Origin of the sequence: Runella aurantiaca (assembly GCF_003339505.1) — a bacterium.
GTDB lineage: Bacteria > Bacteroidota > Bacteroidia > Cytophagales > Spirosomataceae > Runella > Runella aurantiaca.
This window is the reverse complement of record NZ_QPIW01000042.1, coordinates 13,962-39,448: the sequence shown is the minus strand read 5'-3', so window position 1 is coordinate 39,448 and position 25,487 is coordinate 13,962. Positions and strand designations below refer to the sequence as shown.

The following is a 25,487-nucleotide window of genomic DNA, read 5'->3' as shown; positions in this document are numbered from 1 at the left end:
TAGGTCTAACCGTCTAGCTACCTAATACTACTTAACGATGACTAAAACGTTATTCCACCATTATATATACGAAAAAAGCACTACCATAATGATATAAAATCTTTAATTATAATATGGGCTTTACCGTATATCCTTGTTTTTTAAGCAGTTGCAATACTCCTTTTGTTCCTCCCAAATGCCCTGCACCTACCGCAAAAAAAGTGGATTTTGACATCATGGCCTTTTCCATGGTGGGTACCCAAGCCGTATTTCGGTTGGCCAATAAAATATCTTCGTAGCCGTTAAAATCCCATTCGCTATTGTCCATCAATTTGAGAAGCCCTTCCAAATCTTGCTTTTTGTAGAGCGCCACCATATCGCCAAATTCTTTGGAGGATTCATCTTTTTTTCGAACCATATCCGCCAATAATCCCGCCTGTTTTTCATAGGGAATTTGGTCAAAAACACCCATTTGAAGTTCCACCGTTTCGAGTCCGAGCAATTCTTTTTTGGCACTAGAAGCCATCTGGGTAAACACCAATTCGTAAGATTGCGGCTGGCAACTCAGCAGGGTCGTGTACAGCATCGACATAAGCGCAAATGGCTTCATCCCACCCATCTGGTCAAGACTTGCCCCCATTTTGGCTTTAAAATAGTCGCTCAATAGCGTATACTCCTCGGGCTTGAGATAGTCTTTCATTTTTTTGCCGTTGGTGAGCATCATCAACTGCATCATCTTCGACATCAGGGTTGGGTCATCCATATCCAGTTCGAGGTAAACCTGCTCCGCCTTTTGAAAGGCCGCTTTGGTCGAATCGGTCAGAAAATAATCATTGGGACAAATCATGTGGATGGTTCCGTAAACGTACGACGGCTTCGTCAGGCCATTGCCCGACACCTCCCACAAAAGGGATTTTTCTTGGGCGTAACCCCACTGGACGAAAAAACAAAATACGAGAAATTGAATTGTTTTCATGGTTGTTAATGTATGGGTTGTTAAGCAGTTGCTAATAAAATAAACGCGGCCGCGTCAATGTCTCCCCCCTCACTTTGGGCCATCGGATAGAAATAATTCCAGACGATACCCGCCAGCCAAAAAGCGTACGGAGTTGATTTAAACGCCTCATCCATGCTAAATTCCGTTTGAACGCGCCCTTCGACCGTCACCAAACGAGCCTGCACCAAGCGTTGGTTTTGTTCGTCCAACAACTGAACGGCGGCTAAGGGATTATTGGTAAAGGTAAGGCGATACTGAGCCCCCTCCAAAGAAATAATGGAAGAGGAACCGTACCAATTTTTGGGACGCATCTCTCCCAAAATTTCGCCGTCGGGGCCAATCAACTGATACCGTTGTTTCCAACTGTTTTTGAGTTCAAAGCGATAAAATTTACCCGCAGCTTCCCACGTAGTTGCTTGAGGTTCATTGTGAAGCGTTCCCAAAACTTGACCATTATCGGTGAGGTCAAAGGTTTTGGTGGTTTTTCTAATCCATTCCATGCTGTTTGATTTGTTAGTTTGGGGAATAAGTCGCAAGTACAATCCAAATGTTACAAATCTTGGTTATTTTTTTCTTCCAACTCTCTCAAACAAACCTCAAGTCGCTCTAAATATTGCCCATATAAGCGTTTAACGTACCAATTCACGAACGGAATGGAGGTTAAAGCGTAGGCTACCGACACCACAAAGGTGACCAATAAAACAAAATTTGAGCGTTCAGGGATAATTTTTTCTTCCACAAATACGTACATGAGCCCCCAAATAACGCCAAAAGCCGCCACGGGGGTCAGCATCAAATTGATTCGTCGGTACCAACGAAGGTAATCCCGCAACATCGTTATCTGCCCCTGAAGGGTACGGTGCAAATCCTCAATTGGACGTTGGTGAAAATTTTTCAGGAAACGATAAAACTTCAAAAAAGGCTTGAAAAAAGGAAGCAAAAACAATGTCATTATCAGTGAGCTTGCCACCCTAAAATACCAAGGAAAAGGCACAAACGCCACCAACAGAAAACACAGCGCCACCATCAGAATCTCTCCGTAAAAACTTCTCAACATCTTATCCGTCAAGCTGCGCGAACGCTGACTTATGAGTTGGGCCAGGGCTTTTTCTGACACCTCAAAGCGCGGAGTTTCAGCATCCGTAACCTCTTTCCACGTATTTTTCAACTCTTCCCATTCCATAGTTCAGTCGGTTTTGAGTTTGCGTAATTTTTCCTGAATTCGGTGCATTTTTACCCGCACATTTCCGGGCGTAATCCCCACAATTTCCGCAATCTCGTCATAACTCTTTTCATCCAAATAAAGCATTACTATGGCTTTTTCGGCATCCGAAAGCGTCTCAACGGCTCGGTAAAGCCACTGCAATTTTTCTTGCCTCTCCACCGTAGAAGAAGTCTCTGGAATTTGCGTAAACTGTTCTGAAAGCTCAACGCGCTGCCCTTGTTTGCGACTGCGCCGGTAATCCGTAATGGCGGTATTGAGCGCCACCTGATACATCCACGTGCTGAGTTTGGCCTGCTTTCTGAAATTAGGAAAAGACCGCCACAATTGAAGGACAATTTCCTGATATAAGTCACGCTGCGCTTCGAAATCCGAACAATACATGGTGCACACTTTCACCAAAATACCTTGGTTAGCACGTAACACCTCCAGAAATTCTGCTTCGTTCATGCACTCATTTTTCTACAATAAGTCGCAGAAAGCGGGATTTGTTACAGAAAAAAGAAAATAAAAAGTGCAATAAAATGCCGCGCAACGCTCATTTGGCCATATACCACCTTACCAACTGCCGCCGCCACCGCCGCCAAAACCGCCGCCGCTCGAACCACCGCCACCGCTACTACCACTCTTGGAAGGAGCGCTCGTGAGGGTATTGCTCATGGTTTGGGAAGCATCCTGAAAACGACGAGCAAACTGTGAGGTAGTAAATCCGTTGACGTTGGAAGAATACCAACTGGGGGGAGGAACATTGAGCGCCTCAAATTTTTGGGACCAATTATCGGTCAGGTTAAAAACCATCGCGTAGGGCAGTGTCTTGTCAAAATAATGCGGGTCTTCGCGGATGAGTTGCTGAAGGCGAGGCTGTTCTACGGTTTGCATAAACATTCGATACCCTGCCAATTGACGATACATTTCAACCCCTAAAAGCGATTTTTTGGGCATTTTTCGGCTAAGCACCACCATCACCAGCCCAAGGAGCAGCGCCCCGGCACCCGTTTCGACCGAGATAAAACCAATACCAAAAAAACCTTCAAATGACAAAGCAAACAGAATAAACGCCAAAAAGAACACCGCATAACCAACGATTTTCATGGCCGAACCTGCGCCAATTCCGCTTCCTTCATAATGGCGATTCGCCTTTATTTTATCCTTCAGCAATTCGGTGACTTTCTCCATTGTTTTATAAAAAGTAAGCCGCAACGAAGATAGCAAGACCGAATTTTGTCCGCTGAAAAGTCCGTCAAACAAGCGCTTTTCGTAGGATGTCGCCGTCTCGGGCAGGGAGTTTAGACGGGTCAATTTGTAGTCGGTATTTTTCAATAAGCCAAGCAGTACAACCGTTTCTATTTCTTCAATTTTAATCAACCCCTGCGACGCCCAGTAGGGAATCAAGGAAATAATATCGTGGTCGTGCAATTTATCATCAATCAGAACACCCGCTTCGGCAGGCGTCATATTTGAGGGTGGATAGTACTGTGGAACAATCGTAATGGGCTTGTCGCGGCCTTTTTTATGCCAAAACCAAAACACAAAAATGAGCGGAAGGAGGGAATAAAAAACCCATTGATTATTGGTCCACCAACGCTTCCAAGCCACGCCCGATGAAGAAGCCAACACCCCGGAAGGAACACTCACGGCAGGCTGATAAAAATAATCATCGGAAGAAATAGGCTTAGTAGATTCAATAATAATGTTTTGGCCATCGGTACGGGAAGTGAGCAACTCCGAATTGAAATCTGGCGACTCATCGGCGCGCCACTTGGCTTCTGCCACCGAAATGGGCAGGGTAATCACGGTTTTTGAAGCAAGGATGGGCTCGTCTAAAAAGTAGTTTTTGTGCCTGAAAAAGACCCGCGAATACCCGACATTTTGGACATCATTGGCCACGTTGCCTTTGAGGGTATAGCGCAACTCAACCCTCCGCTCATCCCCTGCTTTGACATCGGTAAAATGTATTTTGAAAGGCTCCTCTTTATCCTGAACGGTCCCTTTCCACTGCACATTTTCAATTGTATAATACGTATGGCTATCCAACCACCGACCCGATAGCCCAAAGACTCTTTCCGAAACAAAATTATCAATGGAAACCCACAAACTATTGACGGTGTTGACAAATTTTAGGTCGGCTTTGATGGTTACTTCGGTTGAGCCATCCTTCTGAATGGCATAGTGTGTATCGTAGTGTTGAAGAAAGAATTTTTTGGCGAGAAACGATTCGTCACCCGCTTCGTAGCGAATGTTGTCTTTCGGGAACCTTAAGTTTACGGTCCAAGACTGATTCAATTCGAGGGGTTGAGAAATCGCACCCTTGAGCGTCTGGTTATCAACCCATTGGGATTGAGACGCGTTGGAGGTACTCCCCGAAGCGCCCGTAAAAGTGGCAAACAAAACAGGATTATAGGTAGATTGGGGCTGGGGCAAATGCACAGTATAGGTTGCTTTTTCAATGCGTGCATTCCATTGATCCCCAATCAAATTCCAGTTGATTTCGACGTGGTCACTGTAATAGGCTGCAATATTATCAACCTCATATTCAATAATATAACGTTGAGAGCCTTCTACTTTTTCATTTACATCACCGATTTTTATCCTTAAATAATTCTCTTCTGGTTCAAGTGAATACGTGGCAGGCTGTACCCTAATATTGCGAATTGGCATTATGAGCATATTGTTGCGCAGCAATTTGTAGGTTGCACTTTCAAGGCCCGTCTGAAATTCAATGTTATAACGCGTCGGAATGTCTTTATAGATGCCGTGTTTGGCTTCGGTAAAAAATACGTCGATGGTTTCTTTAATCTTAAGCGCACCATTTGCCCGAACGGTCAAATCAATGTCAAAGTGCTTAATCACAAAACCCTGCGCGCACACCTGAAAGCCAACGCTCCACAAAACCAGAAAGAAAAGATATTTTTTTTTAAGGGATACCATGATTGAACAACGCTGATTAAAAGGAGATTTTTACATTTTGCGACTCTTCTGGATTCGTCAATTCAAAGAACGTTTTTTTGGTAAAATGAAAAAGTCCCGCCACCAGATTGGACGGGAATGAATCGCATTTTGTGTTGTAATCGCGTACGGTGGCATTGTAATAGCGTCGACTGTTTTGCAAATCATCCTCTATTTTTTCTACGGCGGCCTGTAAATCGGCAAAATTTTGGTTTGCTTTCAAATCGGGATAGTTTTCGGCAAGGGCAAATACCGACCGCAGCCCTTGCGACAGGGCCGCGCTGGCCTGTGCCTGCGCACTTACGTCGAGCGGGGAGGCATAAACGGCCGCATTTCGCAACTGAATCACTTTTTCGAGGGTTTCGCTTTCGTGTTTAGCGTAGCCTTTTACGGTCGTCACCAAGTTGGGAATCAAGTCGAAACGGCGCTTCAACTGCACCGATATGCCACTCCAAGCCTCATCTACCAAGGCCCGGCCACTGACAAGGCCGTTGTAGATGGCAATGCCTCCAATCAGCAGAAGTGCGGCAACAGACAAAATGATATAAAATGGATTCATGTTTTTTTAGTGTTAGGTTATCAAAAGAGGAACGAAATGAATTTTATTGGATTGGGTCAGCATTGCCGCAAAGATTCCCTCTGAAAACCCAACTAAAAAATGAAACAAAGGGAAGCGTAGGAAGTATGTATTCAAACGTAGAAAAGGGGCGTTTAATCGTTGTGAATCAATTGAAAAGCCTTAAAAATTATTCAAATTTAAGCAGCCGAAAAATATCCCTAATATACAAATTTTAGCCAATTGGTGAATAGAAAGTGGATAATTCAAGCCATCAAAAATTTATCCCACAAAAAAGGGTAAGCCTCATTTTTTTTGAGACTTACCCACGCTATAGAAGCACTTTTTGTTTGACAAATTAATTAGCTCTTCCGCCTAGAAGCAGAAGCTATCTCGTCCAATCCATTCACCAAACGGTCGAGGTCTTTCGGAGTATGATATACGTGTGGAGTGACGCGCACCCCTTTGATGTTTTCCCATTCGATACCCGTAGTGTGAATTTTGAATTTATTGTACAATTGACTATCCACTTCGGAGGTTTTTAGGCCCTCAACCGAAACCAGCGCAATGGCACAGGCATAATTGGGATTGGGCGATGTATGGATTTTCACACCCGGTATTTGACGGGCTTTGTCTGTCCAGTACCGCTGAAGATAGTGCGCCCGGGCCTGTTTACGGGCCGCACCGAGCGATAATTGAAAGTCAACCGCCGTTCCAATCGCCATTTCGGAGGCAAACGAGCGCGTTCCTAAACTTTCAAATTTGCGAATATCGGGCCCATCGGGTTCGTTGTTGGACAAAAGTGCCCATACTTTCGAAATTTTGTCTTTTTTGACATACATCAACCCACTGCCAAACGGCGCACCCAGCCATTTGTGGAGGCTGGTGGCGTAGTAATCGCAGCCTAAATCTGGAATTTTAAAATCCAATAAAGCAAACGTATGGGCTCCATCGGCAATGACTTCAATGCCGCGTTTGTGGGCTTCATCGGCAATTTTACGAACGGGAACGGTCTGTCCAATCCAGTTAATCATGTGCGTCACGTGTACAACTTTGGTACGTGACGTAAACGCACTGACGTATTTGTCCACAAAATACGCATCGTTTTCCTGCGGCAGGTCGAGATTTATCCAAACCAGCTTGATTCCATCCCGTTTTTCGCGCTGTTTCCAAGCATTTATCATGTTGGGATAATCCTGTTTGGTCAATACCACCTCGTCGCCGGGCTTTAAATCCAAGCCAAAAATGACCGTATTCAGTCCTTCGGTAGCGTTTCGGTTGATGGCTACTTCTTCGGCAGAACAACCTGCCAAATCTGCTAATTTGCTCCGCAGCGACTCACGGCCTTGGTCCAAAATTCGCCACATATAGTAGCTAGGGGCTTCGTTGCAATATTGATAAAAACGAATGTGAGCATCCTGCACTGAGCGCGGCTGCGGGCACACGCCCCCGTTGTTGAGATTCAACAAATTGGGAGAAACGGTATATTCGGTCTTTACAAAAGCCCAAAAGTCTTCATTTTGAGCAGCTTCCAACGGTGCAAGATGCGCTACCTGACGATTGAGCGTTTCAAAGTTTTGGGCTTCGGCAGGGGCTAAAAAGGGTGGAAGGGTCAAGGCACCAGCAGCAGTGCCGAGCGACCCTAGAAATTGGCGTCGGTTAAACATTGTTTAGGAATAATTTGATTTGGTGATGCGGCCTTACAATACTACAAAGAGGCTTTCAAAAAATCAAATCCTCAACCGTTTAATAAAACAGGACATTCATTTTATGTAAAGTTACCAACTTAGTATTTTTCCTTTAATTACATTTGTACCGGATTGGTATAGTTTATTTACAGCAATTAGTGTACAATCCGTCAAATCTAACATCCAACTTAATTTTCACCTGTACTTATGAAACACACACGTTTTTCATCCGCTCTGCTAGTCATTTTGATGGCTTTTGTGATTATATCATGCAGCAAAAAAGAAGAACCCGAACCAGCAATGGGCGACCAAGTAGCTGGAACCTATACACTTACCAAAGTGTCGTTGGGCCCGTTGGGCATTGACTATCCTTATACCGATCCAAGTAGCGGGGTTAAGTCTTCTGGCAAGATTGAAATCGCCAAAGTAGCCGATGACAAAGCAACCGCTTCCATCACTTTTATCGATACCGATAAAGCGGGCAAAGTAACCGAAGACAAAACCAGCCTCGGCGAAGCTACCCTAAAGAAAGCTGCCACTGGCGAAATCGAAGCCTACAGCGGAACCACCAAAATTGGCACTTATAGCAACAGCGTATTAAGTCTTTCTTTTGTTGACCCTGACAGCAAGTTGCTCGTAACCATTACTGGCAAGAAATAATTCTACGCACTGGTAACGGTTTCGCTTTCACCAACCTGCTGCCGCCACATGGCGTAATACAAGCCTTTTTGAGTCAGTAAATCCTCGTGATTTCCTGACTCAACTATTTTACCCTTCTCCAATACCACAATCCGGTCGGCGTGCATAATGGTGCTTAGTCGGTGCGCAATCAGCACCGTAATGTGTTGCTCGTTGTTGGAAATCTCGCGAATTGTTTGCGTAATTTCTTCTTCCGTCAATGAGTCAAGCGCCGAAGTGGCTTCGTCGAAAATTAACAAATTTGGGGTTCTCAGCAGCGCACGGGCAATGGATAAACGTTGTTTCTCTCCCCCCGACACTTTCATTCCTCCTTCGCCAATGACCGTGTCCAAGCCATTGTCGGCCCGGTTAATCAATGAGTAAGCCGCCGCTTTTTTGAGTACGTCGAGGCATTCTTCGTCGGTCGCGGTGGGTTTTACAAAGAGAAGATTTTCGCGAATGGTTCCCGAAAACAACTGTGCATCTTGCGCCACAAAACCGATTTGCTCCCGCAGTTCATCCTTGTCTATCTGTCGGCTATCAATGCCGTTGTACGCAATACTTCCTTCTTCGGGGTCATACAAACCCACTAACAACTTAATCAGGGTCGTTTTTCCACTGCCCGACGGACCCGCAAAGGCAATGGTTTCCCCTTTTTTCACCTCAAAATTGACGTTTAATAAAGCAGCGCGCGCGGCGGTCAAGTGTTTGAAAACGACATTTTTGAAAACAACATTTTCAATCCGAGTCAACGCCACGGGATTGGCGGGTTTGGCTTCCTTGGGTCTACTCATAATATCCCGAAAGTTGTTGAGCGAAACCTCCGCCTCACGGTATAACTGTATGACATTGCCAAGCTCCTGCAACGGGCCAAAGATGAAAAAAGAGTAAAGCAACAGCGAGAAATATTGGCCGATGGTGAGCACTTCCTTAAAAATAAGCCACAGCATCAGCGCTACGATACAACTGCGCAGGAAGTTGATGGTAGTACCTTGCACAAAACCTAAGGTTCTGACAAACTTCACTTTACGTAGTTCTAATCCAAGAATCTTCTCGGTATTTCCGTTCAGGCGTTTGATCTCCTGATCGGTCAATCCGAGGCTTTTGACCAATTCAATGTTGCGCAGCGACTCCGTGGTACTGCCCGCCAATGCAGTGGTTTCAGCCACGATTTTGGTCTGAATTTTTTTGATTCTTTTGCTTAATACCGAACTCAACCACGCAATCACGGGGATGGTTAGGAAGTAAACGGGAGCAATGGGCCAGTAAATGGTCCATGCATAAATAATCACAAACGTAATCCCAATCAACGACTGAAAAACCACGTTGACCACCGACGTAATCATGCGCTCGGTATCGGTTTTCACTTTTTGAAGCACGCCGAGGGTCTGTCCGCTGCGTTGGTCTTCAAAAACCTGATACGGCAACGCCAACGAATGTTTGATGCCATCGGTATATATTTTAGTACCGACACGCTGGGTAATGACGCTGATAAAGTAATCCTGAAAGTTTTTGGCAATGCGCGACACCATTGCCGCGCCAATGGCCAGTCCGACAAACTTTAGCGTACCCAAAATGTATTCGTTTTCGGTAAAACGCTTGAAGTTGGTGGCGTAACGGTCAATGACCAAGCGGTAAATGTAGGGGTCGAGCAGTGAAAAAATTTGATTGACTGCTGCCAGCGAGAGGGCTACAAAAATAAGTTTCCAGTGAGGCCGAAGGTAACGGTAGAGTATATCCATGAAAAAAAAACACCGACACTCGCAATTATGTTCCTGATACTCTATCGAAAAAACACTTTATGCATATCAAAAAAACGTCAGACCGAGAAATGGCTCTCGGTCTGACATGTACTTAAAAAGCCCAATCAGTACTCAACATGAACAAATCAAAGGGCATTATTTCGCCAAAATGGGTTCTTTTTTATACCTTCCCCACGCCACAAACAACGCCAAGCCACCCAAAACTGCGTTGATGCCAATGCCTGAATATTCGGCTTTGGTTAGGTGATAGACCGCCGCAAAAAGCATCGTAACAGCCAAGCCCAGCGCAGCCAATGGCGTCAGGAGTGGTTTTATTCTTAAAAGCGCGGGGAGCAATAAACCAATCGCTCCTAAAAGCTCAACTGCCCCCACAAAACGTACCATGCTTTCTGAAAAATCATTCACCCAAGGCATTTGGGGGGCCAGTTCGCTAATGGGGGTCGTCATTTTGGTAAATCCAGCAAAGGCAAACATCAGGGCAAGTAATCCCTGAACAATCCAGAGGGCTATTTTCATTGTGTATGAGGGTTTTAGAGAATGAGAAAAAAGGTTAATTTAGTTTCCAAACGGCGCATCAAGCAGTATAATTAGCTTGAAAATACAAACTCAAAGCGGTTGGCTTACGTCCGAGAAGCTGTTCCAACGCGGCATCGGTTACGTCCATTTCTCCGTCTTTCAGTGCTTCGCTGATACTCACTAACATCGGAATAAACGCCTCCGGAACACCCGCCTGCCCCAGTCCCGCCTTGAAAGATTCGGTCGAAATAGCAGTATATGTGATGGTTTTTCCCGTTACGTCGCTTAATTGCTCCGCGAGTTCAGTAAACGAATACGATTTTGCAGAGGTAATTTCGTAAGTTTGGTTAAGGTGCTTTTCAGGAGCCACAAGCACCTTGGCCAATGCTTCGGCAATATCGGCGCGCAGCACAAAGTTTGCTTTTGCTTCAGCCGCAGGATAAAACCACTGGCCTGTTTCTAGCGCATTCCCCACCAGCATCGGCACTACTTCGGCGTAAAAAGTATTTCTAAAAATCGTGTACGAAATTCCCGACGATTTTAGATATTCTTCCGTTTTGATGTGGTCGACGCCCAGAGTAAATTTGGTTTGATAAGAGGTTTTCAAAGCACTGGTGTAAATTAAATGTTTAACCCCCGCCTCTTTAGCCGCGTTGATGGCATTGGTATGCTGCCCTACTCTATCTTCCAATGAACCCGACGAAATCAGCAATAATGTTTCAATACCGTCGAATGCTTTTACGAGCGATGCGGCATCAAAATAATCTCCCTTACGAATCGCTATTCCTTTGTCCGTCAGCTCTTCTGCTTTGGCGGGGTCACGCACCAACGCCACAATTTGATGCGCTGGCACGGCTTTGAGAAGAAAATCAATAACCCCTTTTCCTAAATGTCCAGTCGCTGCTGTTACTAAAATCATGGTAATAAGTTTTTTGACTAAAATTGTTTTTTGATTGGTCAAAGGTAGCTATCTTTGCTATACAAAAGTAACCACTATACCAAAGTATACCGATATACTTTGGTATAGCAACTCTTTATCAATCCAATAAAAAGTATGCATAACAAAACAGAATGTTCGGCCTTTGTAATACCCATACGGGATTGTTTGGACATCCTCAGCGGTAAATGGAAGTTACCGATTTTAGGCGCTTTGATGGAAGGAAAAAAACGATTTAAGGAACTCGAACGTTCAATTCCCAATATCACGCCCCGAATGTTATCCAAAGAATTGAGGGAGCTGGAAATCAACCAATTGGTAAAGCGAACAGTGTATGATACCGTCCCTGTAACCGTTGAGTACGAAATGGCTCCCTACGGCCATTCGTTGAAGAAAGTGCTGATGGAGATGAAAGAATGGGGCGCGCAACACCGCAAAAGAATCATGACGACCGATACGCCAATTGAGACGGAGGAATTGGACGTTGTGGAGGTTTAATAACGTCGGCGAGGACTAGAACCTCACCGACGTTAAAATTATACTCGCTCTACTATCACGGCGTAGCCCATGCCTACGCCTACGCACATCGACACGAGCGCGTAACGTTTTTGGGTTCTTATCAATTGATTAACTGCCGCTTGGATAATACGCGTACCCGACATACCCAGCGGGTGACCCAACGCAATGGCTCCGCCGTTGGGGTTGATTCTGGGGTCATCGTCGGCGAGTCCTAGATTCCGTGTAACGGCCAGACACTGGGCCGCAAAAGCTTCGTTAAACTCAATCACGTCCATTTCGGCAAGGGTTAAGCCCGCCTTTTGAAGGGCTTTTTGCGAAGCTGGCAGCGGGCCGATGCCCATAATACGCGGCTCAACGCCTACCACCGCCGAGCTGACAATACGCGCCTTAGGCGTTAAATCAAAACGCTTTATTGCCTCTTCTGAAGCAATAAACATGGCCGCCGCCCCGTCGTTGAGTCCCGACGAGTTACCTGCGGTCACGGTTCCGTTTTCCTTCTTGAATGCGGGTTTCAGTTGGGCTAATTTTTCAAGGGTTGAGTTTCCTTTGATAAATTCATCTTTGTCAAAAACCGTCACATTTCCTTTTTTGTCGGCCCATTCTACCGCCACAATTTCTTCATTTAAAATTCCGCTTTGCTGGGCCGCAAAGGCTTTTTTCTGCGAATTGTACGCAAATAAGTCTTGGTCTTCGCGACTGATTTGGTACATGTCGGCGAGGTTTTCAGCCGTTACGCCCATGGCATCGGTGCCGTAAAGTTTCTGCATCTGGGGATTAATAAATCGCCATCCGAAGCTAGAATCAAACATTTGGGCGTCGTTTCCGAAAGGTTTGGACGTTTTTGAAATCACCCACGGACCGCGCGTCATGTGCTCCATGCCACCCGCGATAAATACATCGCCGTCGTCGGCTTTGATGGCGCGGTTGGCGTGAATAACCGCCGACATCCCTGAAGAGCACAACCGATTGACGGTTTCGCCCGGCACGGTATACGGCAAACCCGCCAACAGCAGCGCCATCCGCGCTACGTTACGGTTGTCTTCTCCCGCCTGATTATGACAGCCCAAAATCACATCTTCGATGGCATCCAACGGAATTGAAGGCGTACGTTTGATGAGTTCCCGAATTGGAATAGCCGCCAAGTCATCCGCGCGGACGTTGGACAAACTGCCGCCAAAACCCCCGATTGGCGTCCGGACGGCATCAATGATATAGGCTTGTTTCATGGTATATATTCAATAGAATGAATTCAATTTCAGGCAAGTTGCTCCACAAAGGAAGCACTTGTTTTGGCTTTTACTTCATCCAACGTCGCGCCGGGCATCAGTTCGATAAGCGTCAATTTATTTTCTGGAAAAGCAAACACGGCCAGATCGGTAATCACCAAATCTACCACGCCCGAAGCCGTCAACGGCAACGTACAGGCAGGAACAATCTTGGACGAGCCATCGGGATTGGTGTGCGTCATGGTGATGATGAGTCGTTTGGCACCTTTGGCCAAATCCATCGCCCCGCCCACGCCCAAGAGCGGCTTTCCGGGCACGGCCCAGTTGGCTAAGTTGGCCGCTTCATCTACTTCCAAACCGCCCATAATGGCGGCATCGATGTGTCGGCCGCGAATCATGGCAAAGGAATCGGCACTGTCGAAATAACTGCTTCCTTTGAGTGCCGTCACGGGAATTTTACCCGCATTTACGGGGTAATTCATGGCACCGCCCCCATCCGTAGGCACGGGGCCTACCCCCAACATTCCGTTTTCAGTGTGCAAAATAATGCCGTGCTCTTCCGTAATCAAATCGGCCACGAGGGTAGGAATGCCGATGCCAAGATTAACAACATCGCCTTTTTTTAGCTCCGCCAACGCCCGTTTGGCCATATTCATGCGGCTTTCATCCACTTTTTTGGAAGACGAAACCGACGCCGACGAACCCAAATCTTCCAAGGTCAACGTGGCCTGTACCAGATAATTGACAAAACAGCCCTGGGTATGCACGTGCTCAGGGGCAATTTCTCCCACGGGTACAATTTCTTCGACTTCGGCAATGACCAAATCGGCGGCCGTGGCCATGGCTTTGTTAAAGTTTTGTTCGGTCATGCGGTACTGTAAATTGCCCGCTGTATCAGCCCGCCACGCCCGAATAAAGGCCACATTTCCCCGAATTCCTTTGATGAATACCTGCTCGGCTCCGTCAATGATTTTGGTTTCACGGCCTTGTGCAATGAGCGTCCCCGCCGACGTGGGCGTGTAAAAACCTCCGATACCCGCACCACCCGCCCGAATGGCCTCGGCCAACGTGCCCTGTGGCAACAATTCATACGCGACCTGACCGCTTTGGGCGGCTTTGACGGCGTCGGGATTGGACGTAAAAAACGAGCCAATCATCTTTTTAATCTGCCCATTTTGGAGCAAACGCCCCCCGCCAATGCCCACTTCTCCCACGTTGTTACCGATAAAAGTGAGGTTTTTAGTGCCCGTTTCGGCCAAGGCGTGCATGAGGTGAACGGGATTTCCAGTCATGCCGAAGCCACCCTGCAAAATTGTGTCGCCGTCTTTGACCATTTGGGCGGCGGTCGCTACATCTATAATTGGAACTTCTTTCATTTTTGATTAATAAAGTATTCAAAAAGAATGGGTAAAAATCAATAAAAAAACACTAATCCAACGCATCAAAGGACTCAAAAGGTAGGCCCACGTAGTTTTCGGCGATGGTCGTTGCGTACGCTTCCGACAGTTGGATATAATCAAATTTTGCCTTTTGCAATTGATAATGAAACGACCCGTGTTCGTATTGTTTGTGAAAAAGGGTGGTCATAAAATTGGAGAAATCTTGCGCGCGCCAAATGCGTTTCAGGGCAATGGTCGAATAATTATCCAGCACTTGCATCGATGCTTTTTCGTAGAAATCTCTAAATCCATCCACCAAATGTTTTACATCCGCCACGGCCAGATTGAGTCCTTTTCCGCCCGTAGGAGGCACAATATGGGCGGCGTCACCCGCCAAAAACAAACGCCCATGTTGCATATTATCAATGAAATAACTGCGCATGGGCGTAATACTTCTTTCAAAAATCGGCCCAGAATTCAGCTTCCAACCTTCGGTACCCAAACGCACCGAAAGCTCTTCCCAAATTTGCTCATCCGACCAGTTATCAACGTGGTCGTCGTTTTCCACTTGGATGTACAATCGACTTACTTTTTCTGAACGCAAACTATGCAACGCAAATCCGCGCTCATGATAGGCATAAATCAGTTCTTCGGAAGAGGGCGCCACGTGGGCCAAAATCCCCAGCCAACTGAACGGATACGTGACCGAATATTCTTTATAGGCGTCTTTGGGCATTGATTTACGACCCAAACCGTGAAAACCGTCGCAGGCGGCAATGAAGTCGCATTCAACAATTCCTTTTTCACCGTTGTGTTCAAAATGTATTTTGGGGCTGTCGGTTTCGATGCCTTCCAGTTCAAGAGCAGGGGCTTCAAACAACAATTGACCACTCTGTGCCAACCAAGCCTCCGTCAGGTCTTTGACGACTTCCTGCTGACCATAAATCGTGATGTTGCGTCCGCCCGTAAGTTGTCCAAAAGGCACTCTTACGCGCTTGCCATCAAAGTTCAAATAGACTCCGTGGTGCTCCTGTCCTTCTTTTACCAAGCGGTCGGCCAAGCCCAATTTTTTAAGAATATCGACCGTATTTTGTTCCAAAAGGCCCGCCCGCACCCGTCCTTGAATATATTCTCGGCTACGGTGCTCAATGATGACCGCTTCAATTCCGTGTTTTTTGAGCCAATGGGCAAGGGTCAAGCCAGCTGGCCCCGCTCCAATGATGCCAACTTGTGTTTTTATTGTTTTCATTTTTAGGTAGTTATGTTTAGTTCATTGATGACTTCCTGCGCCGTATGAAAGGCTTCATTGGCCGCTGGCAAGCCGCAGTAAAGGGACGAATGCATGATGATTTCTTTGATTTCAGCCACCGTCACGCCGTTGTTAAACGCCGCCCGAACGTGCATTTTAAATTCCGCTTTTCGGTTGAGCGCAATCAACATCGCCAAGGTGATAAGACTACGGTTATGCTTCGACAAATCAGGGCGTGTCCAGATTTCACCCCAAGCGTAGTTGGTAATAAAAGACTGAAAATCAGCATTAAATGGGTTGATATTAGCGTTTGCTTTGTCAACGTGCGCTTCACCCAATACCGACCGCCGAACGTGCATTCCCTTCTCAAAGGCCGTGTCGCCAACCAGAAAATCAATGAGTATTTGGGCGTATTCCTGCGGCAATTCGGTACTCGCTAGGTGCCGGGCGTGTAGCACTTTCAAGGTGGCATGAGGAATACGCTTTGCCAAAAACTCCGCCTGCTCAACATTCGTTACGGGGTCTTCATCACCCGTAATCACCAGTGTTTCAACCGATAGCTGCGTCAATGTTTCTCTAAAATCAGCATCACGGATGGCACCGCAACAAGCGGCGTATCCCGCCACATGGCTACGCAAAAACATGGCTTTGGTCTCGGCCACGCGTTGGGGATTTTGCTCCCGAAACAATTCCGTAAACCACCGCTCCATGGTATCGTCCACAATGGCCTGCATTCCCTGTTGGGTGATGGTTTCGATGCGGGAATTCCAACGCTCATCATTCCCAATTTTAGCACCCGTATTGCTCAAAACAATCTTTTTGAAACGATTTGGGTAATGAATCCCCAGCCATTGGCCAATCAATCCACCCATAGAAAGCCCGCAGTAACAGGCGGTTTCGATGCCGAGGCTGTCCATCAAATCAATGACGTCTTGGCCCAATAGGCCAATGGTGTATGATTCGGCCGAGGACGATTCTACATGGCTGCCGCCGTGGCCTCGGGTGTCGTATTGCAACACCCGAAAGTAGGGCAAGAGATGCGGAACGAGTTCATCCCACATCATCATTTCTGACCCCAGCGAGTTAGAAAAAATCAACACGGGGCTGTTGGGGGTTCCCTGAAGTTTATAGTTGGTTTTCATCTTAGCGTCCAAATTTCTTCAATACCTTATCAATCATTTCTAAACTCAGCCCCAGCGCGTTTTCGGGTTTAAACAGTTCGTCCACTGAGGGTACGTCTATTTTCAATTCTAGCAGCACTTCTTTTAAATGTTTTTGCTGCGCAATCGCGGTTTTACAGGCCTTTTCGACCCATTCGTGGGCCTGATTTTTACCCATTTTAGGAGCCAAAGCCAACGATACATTTTCGGCATAAATCAACCCTTGGGTCAGTTCTAGATTCGCCAACATCCGCTTTTCATCCACTTCCAATCCTTCCAGCAACTCAATGGCTCGTTCTAAAGTGCCCGCCGTCAGGGTCATGATTTGGGTCAACACTTCCCATTCTGAATGCCACAACCCAGCCGAACGCTCGTGCTCCTGCGGCATGGCCGAAAACACCGTAGCCACCAAGTGCGGCATCCGAGCGGCATTGGCTAGTATGGCCGCGCAGGTGACGGGGTTGCGTTTGTGCGGCATGGTACTCGACCCGCCTTTGCCTTCCGCCGCACCTTCATACACCTCTCCCACTTCGGTTTGCATCAGCAGCGACACATCCTTAGCAATTTTACCCAACGTGCCCGTCAAAATCCCCAACACACTCGCCCATTCGGCGAAATTGTCGCGGTTTGACTGCCACGAAAACGCGGGTTTTAGCCCTAAATTTTGGGCAAAAAGTTGCTGTACCTCGCTCGAAATCTGCGCGTTACCACTCCCTACCGCACCCGCCAACTGAAACACCAAAAGACGTTTTTTGACTTCGTCAATGCGCTCCTGCGTTCGGCCGATGCTCTCAAGCCACCCCGTCGTTTTCAGGCCAAACGTAATCGGTCGCGCCTGCTGTAGCAGCGTCCGGCCAATCATGGGCGTACTTCGATAACTGCTGGTTTTTTCTACTAAATGACGGACGAGTACTTCTAATTTTTGCACCAACCATTGACCAAATTCCTGCATTTGCAAAACGGTGGCCGTATCCACAACATCCTGACTAGTAGCGCCTAAGTGTACGTATTTTGAGGCTTCTACATCATTGTTTTTTACGATACGGGTCAACTGTTTCACCAACGGAATCGCGGCATTGCCCCCCAATTTTATTTCAGATTTAATGCGCGGCATATCCATCAAATCGGGCTGACAACATAGTGCAATAAGGTCGGCTACTCCCGCAGGAATCACCCCTGCCGCTTCCTGCGCCCGCGCTAATTCGGCCTCCACACGGAGCATTTGCCCAATGGTATTCCTCTCCGAAAAGAGCTCATTGATGTCGTCCGAATAAAATAATTCGCTGTATAAGCCCATCTTAGGGGTGGTTAAATCTCAAAAAATACCGTTTCGTTTTCGCCCTGCATGTAAATATTGAATTCATAACCGGCCGCATTTTTGGAGGCGATGAGCGTATTTCGTCGGTCGGCTGGAACGGCGTTTAAAATTTCGTCTTGCGCGTTAAGTTCCTCCTCATCTTCAAAGTAAATGCGTGTATAAGAGTGGATTAGCTGCCCACGCATAAACACTATCACGCTCAGGTGCGGCGCCTGTCCACCGACCGACGTGGGTTTAAATGTATGAAAAATAAACCGATTTTGCGGGTCGGTGCCCGTGCCGAAGCGCCCAAAACGTTGGTGCTGCGTATCCCAAATCTCAATCATGGCATCGGGAATCACGTCGCCGTTGCCATCAAAAACTTTACCCACCACGGTAACGACGTTGGCTTCGTTGAGAGGTTTGGCTAATTCATTATTGGACAAGCTTTTAAAATCATATAAATATTGTTCGGGCGTGAGTCCGTACGCGAAATAGGGCCCAACGGTTTGGGAAGGCGTTTGTAGCATGACAATTGTTGCGTTAAATTCATTATACATTTTCAAACGGGGTGGCCTGATGCCCCCTTAAAACAAAGTCGAAACGGTATCCCAGCGCAAAATTGGGCTCGGTGATGCTCAAATCAAAAGTTGAAATCAACAACTCACGTCCTTTGGGCGGCACGCCCAGAAAAATGGGATCGTACTGCAACAACGGGTCGCCGGGAAAGTACATTTGGGTCACCAAACGGTTGGTGATATTGGCCCCAAACAACGAAAAATGGATGTGGTTGGGCCGCCAAGCGTTGGGGTGGTTGCCCCAAGGATACGCCCCAGGCTTGATGGTATAAAACCGATAGTTTCCTTCCGAATCCGTCATACACCGCCCCGCGCCCAGAAAATTAGGGTCGAGCGGTGCGTCGTGTTGGTCTACTTTATGGACGTACCGGCCCGCCGCGTTGGCTTGCCAAATCTCAATCAATGTATTAGGAATCGGCCGCCCGTTTTCATTCATCACTTTGCCATGCACCACGATGCGTTCGCCCATCGGCTCGCCATTTTTAATGGAATTTTTGGTCAGGTCATGGTCAAATTCGCCCAAGTTAAAATCTCCGAAAACAGGCCCTGTCAACTCCGAAAGTGACTGTTTTACGACGACTAACGGCTTGCTAGGCGCACGCAGTACGGTCGATTTATAATCGGGAGCAAGCCGAGGCGGCTGGACTTCATAATCGAAAGTATTATAAATGAGTTGGCTCATTGCAGTACAATTTTGAGGAGGTAGTTTCTTTTTTCAGTCCAACAAAGGTATGGGTCATGTTAAATAAATTCTTGGATTAATTAAAATATTACTTGTATAAAACAAACATTTTATACGAACAAATTTTATTAGGCAAAAAGAGAAATTGCATTACAAATATCTAAAAAACAACATTTTATCAAGTTTATATCATTTACAAGATGCATTTTCTAAGATAATAGTCTATATTTATTCTTGCATTTTCAGAACATAACATGAATCCAAAAGGGCTTGTCAATTTTAAAGGTTTATACGGCGACAATCGCTCGCCGTTGGTGCCCAATTTTATCCACCATGAATTATTGGAAACCAGGAGTAAAATCTATGATTGGGAAATTCACGAGCACCTGCATACCGATTTGTATCAGGTATTTATCATTCAATTGGGAAGTGGGGTTTTGAGGTCTGAAAACAAAGAATTTGCGATTGCAAGCCCCTGTCTGATTACCATTCCCGCCAATACGTTGCATGGGTTTATGTTTCAGCCAGAAATTGTGGGCGAGGTCATTACGTTTTCGGAGTCATTTTTAGAAAGTCTTTTCAAAAACTCCCCCAAAATCGGCCTCGAAATCAGTCGCTTAAAACAGCTATCTTTTGCCGATGACGATTCGGCATTTAACCGAATTTTATTCCTAAAAACGGAGATTATGAAGGAATTACTCGAAGAAAACCCCGAAAAACAGGCGGTTTTGCAATCCCTTTTTCAATTATTATTCCTGACGATTTACCGACAGGCCCTCACCCAAAGCAGCCCCATGACCACTTCTGACAATCGAACGTTGCAGTATTTTCAGGGGTTTCAGAAGAGCATCAAACAGTCGTTGCAAGAGTCAAAATCCATCAATCAGTACGCCAAAGAGTTGAACATTACGGCCGTTCACCTCAATCGAATTTGTCAAAATTTGGTACAAAAATCTGCCCTGCAAGTGGTACACGAATATTTAATCAACGAAGCAAAAAAATATTTACTCAACACAACCTACTCAATATCAGAGGTTTCTTACTTTCTAAACTTCAAAGACCCCGCCTATTTCACGCGTTTGTTTAAAAAATACACAGGAGTAGCTCCGAGCGAGTTTAGAAAAAATTAAGCAGGTTTTACCCTAAATAATGAGCCTGCGAGTTTAACCCAACAATTGATTCAGGTTCACATTCAAGTCGCCGATTTGTGCGTCGGTAGGACTTATTTGGGCCGCCAATAATTTACGCGCATTGAGGTGGTCGGCGGGACGGTTGAGCGAATCAACGGCAATCAACCGATTTTCTTGGAAATAATAGACCGAAAACTTGTCGGCGTCGACATCGCCCCTCAGTACATAGCGGTCAAATCCTGCCGAAATTCCCGCCATTTGGAGTTTCAAATGGTATTGATTGGTCCAAAACCACGGCACCGCATGGTAAGGTTGGGCTTTGCCCAATACGTGATTTACGGCCGTTTTGGCTTGGTCAACGGCATTCTGAACCGATTCTAACCGCAGTCTTTTTTGGGCAAAAGCGTTGTAATGATTGGCACAATCGCCGATGGCGTAAATATTGGCGACCGAAGTTTGTTGGAATTCGTTTACCAAAATGCCATTTTCACAAGCAATTCCCGCCTCCTCCGCCAACGATGTTTCGGGTATAACCCCAATGCCCGCCAGTATCAAATCGGCCTCAATCTTTTTACCATCTTTGGACATAACACAATGATTATCAATGGATTTTGTCAGAGTGTTCAGGTGTACTTGAACCCCGTTTTGCTCGTGTGTTTTTTGGAAAACATCAGAGATAACCGCGGGTAGCACCCGTTCCATCAAACGCGACTGCGCCTCAATAACACTCACTTCTTTGTCTTTCTCCTGCGCCAACGCGGCCAATTCGAGGCCAATAAACCCACCGCCAATGATGGCGACTTTACGCGCCGTTTCGAGTCGGTGCGCAATGGCTTTGGCATCGGCTAAGGTACGCAGGTAAAGCACGTCGGCGGCTCCTTCCATCGTCAATTTGCGGTTGGTGGCCCCCGTCGCTAAAATCAAATGCGTGTAGTCGATGGTCTCACCTTCTTTCGTAATCACCAACTGCCCCACCGTATCGAGTTGAGCGATATTGACCCCCAACCGAAGGTCAATCTGGTGGTTTTGAAAAAAATGCGAGGAACGAAACAAAATGGCTTCTTCCGACTGCTTTCCCTGCAAATAGCCTTTGGACAGCGGCGGTTTCTGGTAGGGCAGGTCATTTTCTTCCGAAATCAACACCATTTCCCCCTCAAATCCTTCTTCCCGCAACGACGCGGCCGCCTGCAACCCCCCGTGCCCGGCACCGATGATGACGACTTTTGCACTCATTGTTTTTCAGGAATACGGACAATGACCCCGTCCAATTTGTTGGAAATACGTACTTGACACCCCAAACGACTGTTGGACATGCGCTCGGAGGTCGCGCCTTCGAGCATTTCGTTTTCTTCTTCTTCCATGTCAGGCAAAAGCCCCATAAATTGTTCATCCACGTAAATATGACAGGTGGCGCACATGCACGAGCCGCCACATTCGGCCACAATTCCTTTGATGTCGTTCTGAACGGCGCCTTCCATCAAGGTAGCCCCCAACGGCAAATCCACTTGGTGCTCCGTTCCGTTGTTTTCGATATAAATTACTTTTGGCATTGTATTACAGATAGTTACGGTAAATAAATTTCATTAAAGAATATTTTATGGACAGGGCCGTTGGCTAAATAAACTGCTTACCACCGTCTACAACGATGGTTTGGCCCGTTACGAAATCAGCGGCAGAGGAAGCCAAATAGAGGGCCGTGCCCACAATGTCTTCCATCGTTGACGGGCGTTTGATGGCTCCTCGGTCTACCCCGTAGTTGGCGGCATTTTCCATCAGGCCCAAGCTGGCTTCGGTGAGTGTAAAGCCGGGCGCAATGGCGTTGACGTTGATGTTGAAATCACCCAGTTCTTTGGCCATCGAGCGCGTCAGGCCTATGACGCCCCCCTTGGAGGCCACGTAATGCGACCAATTGGGCGACCCACTCATAACGGTTGCCGAAGAAATGTTGATAATTTTTCCGTATTTACTGGCGCGCATCGACCGACAAACGGCTTTTGACACCAGCCAGACGCCTTTCAAATTGACGTCAAGCACCAAGTCCCATTCGGCTTCCGTCAGTTCATAAAAAGGCTTACGTTGAATGGTGGCATAGATGGCGGCGTTGTTGACCAAAATGTCAATTTTACCAAAGGTAGCCAGCACTTCATTCGCCATTTTTTCCACGGATTGCTCACTGGTTACGTCCACTTCAAGGGCCATTCCACCTAGCATTTGTACCGTTTCTTGCGCTCCTGCGTAGTTTTTATCACAAACAACGACCTTGGCTCCTTGGGCAACAAAGGCCTGCGCAAAGGCCCGACCGAGTCCACCCGCCGCACCCGTAATGACAACTATTTTATCTTTTAGCTCAAACATGGGCTACGTATTTTTTTAAGTTCAAGTCCAATTTTGCCAACTCCAACAGCAGACCAGAAAGCCTTTTTCCTTCGTCGGTTAGGAACGTTGGCCATACAAAATTTTCCAAAATCTCCAGTACTTCGGCCTGCCCAATGCCAAACCACTCGCCAATGATGCGGTTGCCATGCGGCGTATACCGCCAGAGCTTATCAGCGTCTTTGTGCACCGCATCGTTGACTGAGCGGGCCTGTTTGGTGGTATCGTGCCCGTCAATGAGCGCGATGATTTCGTTTATTTGTGGTTGATGAAACCCTAAAACGGGCAGTTCTTTTTGTGCAATTGCGACACTTTCCAACTCATGTTGACGCGTCAATTCGGGGTATTTATTATTGGGGCCAAACGCGTGTAAAATCTTGTCTTTCGGTATTTTAGACCAGCCCGTATCGTGAAAAAGAATGGCTGGCAACACCACATCTGGATTGGCTTCTGGGTATTTTTCCAGCAATTGGGTCACCAGCACGTACGCAAACAGCGTATGTTCGTCGTTGTTACGAACGTTCAGATGGATTTTGGCTACTTCCCAAAGCGGGATGTCTTGAGGGCGCAACATCTAGTAATTCAGGTAAATGGTTTTTAATTCGGTATACGCCTCGATGCCGTAGCGGCCTTTTTCACGCCCGATTCCGCTTTGTTTTACCCCACCAAACGGCACATCGTGGTACGAACGGTGAATGTTGTTGATCCAAACCGAGCCCGCTTCGAGCGACTCTGCCATGCGCAGTCCCGTGCCGAGTTGTTCCGAAAACACATAAGCTGCCAATCCAAAATCCGAATCGTTGGCCCATCCAACGGCCTGTTCGTTGGTCTGAAAAGGCATCACACCTACCACGGGCCCAAAGGTTTCTTGGGTCATGATGTGCATAGAGTGGTTGGTATCGGCCAAAATCGTGGGTGGAAAAAACCAACCTTTGTCGTACTGTTCACCCGTCAATCGGTGGCCGCCTGTTTTCAAAAGTGCGCCTTTCTGCAAGGCGTCTTGCACCTGATTTTCACTGTTTTGGTAAATTTTTTGATTCACCATCGGCCCCATGTCGCAGCCCGAAAACGGATGCCCCACGGTTAGTTTTTCGGTCAACGCTACCATTTGACCCAGAAAATCGGCATAAATGGACTCATGCACGTACAGACGATTGACGCGGTAGCAAAACTGACCGCTGTTGGCAAAAGCGTGGCGCACAATGGCGGGGGTGGCCACGGCCAAATCCGCATCGGCACACACAATAGCCGGCGACTGACCGCCCAATTCAAGCGTAGCGCGTTTATTGTGCGCCGCCGCCAACGCCCCGATGCGCATCCCCGTACCCGTACCGCCCGTAAAGGCGATTTTGGCCGTTATTGAGTGCTCAATGAGCGCATTTCCAATGTCATAACCGTAGCCAGTGATAACATTAAAAACCCCTTCGGGATAGCCTGCTTCGGTAAAAATCTCGGCCAGTTTCAGCGTCGAAAGCGGCGTATCTTCTGAGGGTTTGGACACCACCGTACAGCCCGCCATCAGCGCCGCGCCCAATTTCATGGTCAGCAGCGTAATCGGGTAATTGAACGGCGTAATGGCCACCACCACGCCAACGGGCTCACGCACAATCAGCGCTTTTTCGCCTTCGAGGTTATGCAATGGCACTTCTCCTCTCAAGCGAAGTCCTTCTTCGGCGTAAAAATCAAACAAATCGGCGCTGCGGCTGATTTCCGTCAGGCAGCCCGCCAGCGGCCTGCCGAGTTCGTTGGCAATGGTTCGGGCGAGTTCGTCGGCGTGTTGGCGCATCAATTGCGCGGCTTGGTGCTGCAACTTGGCCCGGTGAGCAACGGGCGTCTTTTTCCAAGATTTAAACGCCACTTTTGCCGATTCCAGTGCCTCATTGACATCTTCAGGATTGCTGCACGCAAACCTTTCGATAACAGCGCCTGTGCTAGGATTGAGCACATCGGCGTATTGGGCCGAATGCGGTTTTACCCATTTCCCGTTTATATAATTTTCCATTCGTTTAGATTACGTCGCAACAAAGCATTTTTTCGGTTTCGACCAAGTCGGTCTTCGCCATTTCAATCGACTCGGGCAGGTGCAACTGCGGCACCACATCGGTGAGCAAACGCGCACAGTATTGACTAGGGGTCTGTTTGAACCAATCGGAGGCAATACTCACGCCCGTGACCGTAAACCGCCACAGCTTATCGGCATCCCGCACAATCTCATCTTCGGCCGACCGCGCAAACCCCCGCGTGTCGTGACCGTCGATAATAGTTTGCACTTTTTTAATAAAGTCTTCCGAATAACCCAAGGGCCTCAGCACTTCTGCCGACAGCCGCACGCCTTCCGATTCGTGCAAATACCGCACGTCGCTTTGAAGGTAATTTTCGGTCTGAAAGCCTTTTTTGAAAATATCATCTTCGTCAATCGAAAACCAGCCAATGTCATGCAAAATGATTCCCGCCGCCACCACTTCGCGGTCGGCGTTTGGGTAGCTTTCGGCCAGTTTCATCGCGTAGTGAAAAGAAATCGGGATATGAACGTCGTTTTTTCGTACCCGCATGTACTTTTCGGCCGCTTTGAGAATATGTGCGTAGTTGTTCATTAATACGTTAAGATAAGA

At 47.1% G+C, this 25,487-nt stretch carries 26 protein-coding genes; 3 read left to right on the top strand and 23 right to left on the bottom strand.

Going from position 1 to position 25,487, the window contains the following annotated elements:
* Nucleotides 1–106: 106 nt before the first annotated feature.
* The 7 genes from DVG78_RS28605 to DVG78_RS28575 form a co-directional block, all read right to left on the bottom strand.
* Nucleotides 107–955 carry a TraB/GumN family protein gene (locus DVG78_RS28605; protein WP_114464440.1) on the bottom strand — a complete coding sequence of 283 codons (849 nt, stop codon included), beginning with the start codon at nucleotides 953–955 and terminating at the stop codon, nucleotides 107–109.
* A 20-nt stretch (nucleotides 956–975) separates the two neighbouring features.
* Nucleotides 976–1,476 (bottom strand): hypothetical protein, encoded by a 501-nt coding sequence (locus DVG78_RS28600; RefSeq protein ID WP_114464439.1) that lies wholly within the window; start codon nucleotides 1,474–1,476, stop codon nucleotides 976–978.
* Nucleotides 1,477–1,526: 50 nt separating this feature from the next.
* A complete protein-coding gene (locus DVG78_RS28595) occupies nucleotides 1,527–2,159 on the bottom strand; it encodes a DUF8845 family protein (RefSeq protein ID WP_114464438.1) in 633 nt (210 codons plus the stop codon).
* Nucleotides 2,160–2,162: 3 nt separating this feature from the next.
* The gene (locus DVG78_RS28590) at nucleotides 2,163–2,648 is read right to left on the bottom strand and encodes an RNA polymerase sigma factor (protein ID WP_114464437.1); all 486 of its coding nucleotides are present in this window, start codon (nucleotides 2,646–2,648) and stop codon (nucleotides 2,163–2,165) included.
* A gap of 108 nt (nucleotides 2,649–2,756) precedes the next feature.
* Nucleotides 2,757–5,126 (bottom strand): DUF2207 domain-containing protein, encoded by a 2,370-nt coding sequence (locus DVG78_RS28585; RefSeq protein WP_114464436.1) that lies wholly within the window; start codon nucleotides 5,124–5,126, stop codon nucleotides 2,757–2,759.
* Nucleotides 5,127–5,142: 16 nt separating this feature from the next.
* Complete coding sequence (locus DVG78_RS28580) at nucleotides 5,143–5,703, bottom strand: LemA family protein (protein ID WP_114464435.1); 561 nt, start codon at nucleotides 5,701–5,703, stop codon at nucleotides 5,143–5,145.
* Between the two features lie 359 nt (nucleotides 5,704–6,062).
* Nucleotides 6,063–7,367 (bottom strand): aminotransferase class V-fold PLP-dependent enzyme, encoded by a 1,305-nt coding sequence (locus DVG78_RS28575; RefSeq protein ID WP_114464434.1) that lies wholly within the window; start codon nucleotides 7,365–7,367, stop codon nucleotides 6,063–6,065.
* 228 nt (nucleotides 7,368–7,595) lie between these two features.
* Between DVG78_RS28575 and DVG78_RS28570 the strand changes: the two genes are divergently transcribed.
* Nucleotides 7,596–8,048 (top strand): hypothetical protein, encoded by a 453-nt coding sequence (locus DVG78_RS28570; RefSeq protein WP_147277198.1) that lies wholly within the window; start codon nucleotides 7,596–7,598, stop codon nucleotides 8,046–8,048.
* Nucleotides 8,049–8,050: 2 nt separating this feature from the next.
* On the opposite strand, the gene DVG78_RS28565 is transcribed toward DVG78_RS28570, so the two are convergent.
* From DVG78_RS28565 to DVG78_RS28555, 3 genes are all read right to left on the bottom strand, one after another.
* Nucleotides 8,051–9,808 carry an ABC transporter ATP-binding protein gene (locus DVG78_RS28565; protein ID WP_114464432.1) on the bottom strand — a complete coding sequence of 586 codons (1,758 nt, stop codon included), beginning with the start codon at nucleotides 9,806–9,808 and terminating at the stop codon, nucleotides 8,051–8,053.
* A gap of 156 nt (nucleotides 9,809–9,964) precedes the next feature.
* Nucleotides 9,965–10,345, bottom strand: a complete 381-nt coding sequence (locus DVG78_RS28560) for a DoxX family protein (protein WP_114464431.1) — start codon at nucleotides 10,343–10,345, stop codon at nucleotides 9,965–9,967.
* Nucleotides 10,346–10,403: 58 nt separating this feature from the next.
* Nucleotides 10,404–11,264 carry an SDR family oxidoreductase gene (locus DVG78_RS28555; RefSeq protein WP_147277197.1) on the bottom strand — a complete coding sequence of 287 codons (861 nt, stop codon included), beginning with the start codon at nucleotides 11,262–11,264 and terminating at the stop codon, nucleotides 10,404–10,406.
* A 135-nt stretch (nucleotides 11,265–11,399) separates the two neighbouring features.
* Here DVG78_RS28555 and DVG78_RS28550 point away from each other — a divergent pair, with 135 nt between their 5' ends.
* The gene (locus tag DVG78_RS28550; RefSeq protein WP_114464429.1) at nucleotides 11,400–11,780 is read left to right on the top strand and encodes a winged helix-turn-helix transcriptional regulator; all 381 of its coding nucleotides are present in this window, start codon (nucleotides 11,400–11,402) and stop codon (nucleotides 11,778–11,780) included.
* A 38-nt stretch (nucleotides 11,781–11,818) separates the two neighbouring features.
* Here the strand turns inward: DVG78_RS28550 and pcaF are convergent, their stop codons facing one another.
* The 7 genes from pcaF to pcaH are packed head-to-tail and all read right to left on the bottom strand — an operon-like array spanning nucleotide 11,819 to nucleotide 19,372.
* Nucleotides 11,819–13,027 (bottom strand): 3-oxoadipyl-CoA thiolase, encoded by a 1,209-nt coding sequence (gene pcaF / locus DVG78_RS28545; RefSeq protein ID WP_114464428.1) that lies wholly within the window; start codon nucleotides 13,025–13,027, stop codon nucleotides 11,819–11,821.
* 29 nt (nucleotides 13,028–13,056) lie between these two features.
* On the bottom strand, nucleotides 13,057–14,403 hold the full coding sequence (locus DVG78_RS28540; RefSeq protein WP_114464427.1) for a 3-oxoacid CoA-transferase: 1,347 nt from the start codon (nucleotides 14,401–14,403) through the stop codon (nucleotides 13,057–13,059).
* A gap of 52 nt (nucleotides 14,404–14,455) precedes the next feature.
* Nucleotides 14,456–15,655: a 4-hydroxybenzoate 3-monooxygenase gene (locus DVG78_RS28535; RefSeq protein WP_114464426.1), complete on the bottom strand. Its 1,200-nt coding sequence runs from the start codon at nucleotides 15,653–15,655 to the stop codon at nucleotides 14,456–14,458.
* Between the two features lie 2 nt (nucleotides 15,656–15,657).
* The gene (pcaDC, locus tag DVG78_RS28530) at nucleotides 15,658–16,797 is read right to left on the bottom strand and encodes a bifunctional 3-oxoadipate enol-lactonase/4-carboxymuconolactone decarboxylase PcaDC (protein ID WP_114464425.1); all 1,140 of its coding nucleotides are present in this window, start codon (nucleotides 16,795–16,797) and stop codon (nucleotides 15,658–15,660) included.
* Between the two features lies 1 nt (nucleotide 16,798).
* Nucleotides 16,799–18,112 (bottom strand): 3-carboxy-cis,cis-muconate cycloisomerase, encoded by a 1,314-nt coding sequence (gene pcaB / locus DVG78_RS28525; RefSeq protein WP_114464424.1) that lies wholly within the window; start codon nucleotides 18,110–18,112, stop codon nucleotides 16,799–16,801.
* Nucleotides 18,113–18,123: 11 nt separating this feature from the next.
* A complete protein-coding gene (gene pcaG, locus DVG78_RS28520; protein WP_199563312.1) occupies nucleotides 18,124–18,642 on the bottom strand; it encodes a protocatechuate 3,4-dioxygenase subunit alpha in 519 nt (172 codons plus the stop codon).
* Nucleotides 18,643–18,664: 22 nt separating this feature from the next.
* Entirely contained in the window at nucleotides 18,665–19,372 is a 708-nt protein-coding gene (pcaH, locus tag DVG78_RS28515; protein ID WP_114464423.1) for a protocatechuate 3,4-dioxygenase subunit beta, read from the bottom strand.
* A gap of 254 nt (nucleotides 19,373–19,626) precedes the next feature.
* On the opposite strand from pcaH, the gene DVG78_RS28510 reads away from it, so the two are divergent.
* Nucleotides 19,627–20,502 carry a helix-turn-helix domain-containing protein gene (locus DVG78_RS28510; RefSeq protein ID WP_114464422.1) on the top strand — a complete coding sequence of 292 codons (876 nt, stop codon included), beginning with the start codon at nucleotides 19,627–19,629 and terminating at the stop codon, nucleotides 20,500–20,502.
* A 33-nt stretch (nucleotides 20,503–20,535) separates the two neighbouring features.
* Here the strand turns inward: DVG78_RS28510 and DVG78_RS28505 are convergent, their stop codons facing one another.
* From DVG78_RS28505 to DVG78_RS28480, 6 genes are all read right to left on the bottom strand, one after another.
* On the bottom strand, nucleotides 20,536–21,735 hold the full coding sequence (locus DVG78_RS28505; protein WP_114464421.1) for an NAD(P)/FAD-dependent oxidoreductase: 1,200 nt from the start codon (nucleotides 21,733–21,735) through the stop codon (nucleotides 20,536–20,538).
* Nucleotides 21,732–22,052 carry a 2Fe-2S iron-sulfur cluster-binding protein gene (locus DVG78_RS28500; RefSeq protein ID WP_114464420.1) on the bottom strand — a complete coding sequence of 107 codons (321 nt, stop codon included), beginning with the start codon at nucleotides 22,050–22,052 and terminating at the stop codon, nucleotides 21,732–21,734. Before DVG78_RS28500 ends, DVG78_RS28505 begins: the two co-directional genes overlap by 4 nt.
* A gap of 64 nt (nucleotides 22,053–22,116) precedes the next feature.
* The gene (locus DVG78_RS28495) at nucleotides 22,117–22,857 is read right to left on the bottom strand and encodes an SDR family NAD(P)-dependent oxidoreductase (protein ID WP_114464419.1); all 741 of its coding nucleotides are present in this window, start codon (nucleotides 22,855–22,857) and stop codon (nucleotides 22,117–22,119) included.
* Complete coding sequence (locus DVG78_RS28490) at nucleotides 22,850–23,449, bottom strand: HD domain-containing protein (protein WP_114464418.1); 600 nt, start codon at nucleotides 23,447–23,449, stop codon at nucleotides 22,850–22,852. Before DVG78_RS28490 ends, DVG78_RS28495 begins: the two co-directional genes overlap by 8 nt.
* Nucleotides 23,450–24,877: an aldehyde dehydrogenase family protein gene (locus tag DVG78_RS28485; protein WP_114464417.1), complete on the bottom strand. Its 1,428-nt coding sequence runs from the start codon at nucleotides 24,875–24,877 to the stop codon at nucleotides 23,450–23,452. It abuts the gene before it with no gap.
* Between the two features lie 4 nt (nucleotides 24,878–24,881).
* Nucleotides 24,882–25,469 (bottom strand): HD domain-containing protein, encoded by a 588-nt coding sequence (locus tag DVG78_RS28480; protein WP_114464416.1) that lies wholly within the window; start codon nucleotides 25,467–25,469, stop codon nucleotides 24,882–24,884.
* Nucleotides 25,470–25,487 lie beyond the last annotated feature (18 nt).

Coding starts and splice junctions, on each gene's coding strand:
- pcaH (WP_114464423.1), bottom strand. CDS start 19,372: ATGAGCCAACTCATTTATAATACTTTCGATTATGAAGTCCAGCCGCCT.
- pcaG (WP_199563312.1), bottom strand. CDS start 18,642: ATGCTACAAACGCCTTCCCAAACCGTTGGGCCCTATTTCGCGTACGGA.
- DVG78_RS28590 (WP_114464437.1), bottom strand. CDS start 2,648: ATGAACGAAGCAGAATTTCTGGAGGTGTTACGTGCTAACCAAGGTATT.
- DVG78_RS28510 (WP_114464422.1), top strand. CDS start 19,627: ATGAATCCAAAAGGGCTTGTCAATTTTAAAGGTTTATACGGCGACAAT.
- DVG78_RS28580 (WP_114464435.1), bottom strand. CDS start 5,703: ATGAATCCATTTTATATCATTTTGTCTGTTGCCGCACTTCTGCTGATT.
- DVG78_RS28505 (WP_114464421.1), bottom strand. CDS start 21,735: ATGAGTGCAAAAGTCGTCATCATCGGTGCCGGGCACGGGGGGTTGCAG.
- DVG78_RS28570 (WP_147277198.1), top strand. CDS start 7,596: ATGAAACACACACGTTTTTCATCCGCTCTGCTAGTCATTTTGATGGCT.
- DVG78_RS28485 (WP_114464417.1), bottom strand. CDS start 24,877: ATGGAAAATTATATAAACGGGAAATGGGTAAAACCGCATTCGGCCCAA.
- DVG78_RS28600 (WP_114464439.1), bottom strand. CDS start 1,476: ATGGAATGGATTAGAAAAACCACCAAAACCTTTGACCTCACCGATAAT.
- DVG78_RS28535 (WP_114464426.1), bottom strand. CDS start 15,655: ATGAAAACAATAAAAACACAAGTTGGCATCATTGGAGCGGGGCCAGCT.
- DVG78_RS28565 (WP_114464432.1), bottom strand. CDS start 9,808: ATGGATATACTCTACCGTTACCTTCGGCCTCACTGGAAACTTATTTTT.
- DVG78_RS28495 (WP_114464419.1), bottom strand. CDS start 22,857: ATGTTTGAGCTAAAAGATAAAATAGTTGTCATTACGGGTGCGGCGGGT.
- DVG78_RS28540 (WP_114464427.1), bottom strand. CDS start 14,403: ATGAAAGAAGTTCCAATTATAGATGTAGCGACCGCCGCCCAAATGGTC.
- pcaB (WP_114464424.1), bottom strand. CDS start 18,112: ATGGGCTTATACAGCGAATTATTTTATTCGGACGACATCAATGAGCTC.
- DVG78_RS28605 (WP_114464440.1), bottom strand. CDS start 955: ATGAAAACAATTCAATTTCTCGTATTTTGTTTTTTCGTCCAGTGGGGT.
- DVG78_RS28550 (WP_114464429.1), top strand. CDS start 11,400: ATGCATAACAAAACAGAATGTTCGGCCTTTGTAATACCCATACGGGAT.
- DVG78_RS28555 (WP_147277197.1), bottom strand. CDS start 11,264: ATGATTTTAGTAACAGCAGCGACTGGACATTTAGGAAAAGGGGTTATT.
- DVG78_RS28500 (WP_114464420.1), bottom strand. CDS start 22,052: ATGCCAAAAGTAATTTATATCGAAAACAACGGAACGGAGCACCAAGTG.
- DVG78_RS28480 (WP_114464416.1), bottom strand. CDS start 25,469: ATGAACAACTACGCACATATTCTCAAAGCGGCCGAAAAGTACATGCGG.
- pcaDC (WP_114464425.1), bottom strand. CDS start 16,797: ATGAAAACCAACTATAAACTTCAGGGAACCCCCAACAGCCCCGTGTTG.
- DVG78_RS28490 (WP_114464418.1), bottom strand. CDS start 23,449: ATGTTGCGCCCTCAAGACATCCCGCTTTGGGAAGTAGCCAAAATCCAT.
- DVG78_RS28560 (WP_114464431.1), bottom strand. CDS start 10,345: ATGAAAATAGCCCTCTGGATTGTTCAGGGATTACTTGCCCTGATGTTT.
- DVG78_RS28585 (WP_114464436.1), bottom strand. CDS start 5,126: ATGGTATCCCTTAAAAAAAAATATCTTTTCTTTCTGGTTTTGTGGAGC.
- DVG78_RS28595 (WP_114464438.1), bottom strand. CDS start 2,159: ATGGAATGGGAAGAGTTGAAAAATACGTGGAAAGAGGTTACGGATGCT.
- pcaF (WP_114464428.1), bottom strand. CDS start 13,027: ATGAAACAAGCCTATATCATTGATGCCGTCCGGACGCCAATCGGGGGT.
- DVG78_RS28575 (WP_114464434.1), bottom strand. CDS start 7,367: ATGTTTAACCGACGCCAATTTCTAGGGTCGCTCGGCACTGCTGCTGGT.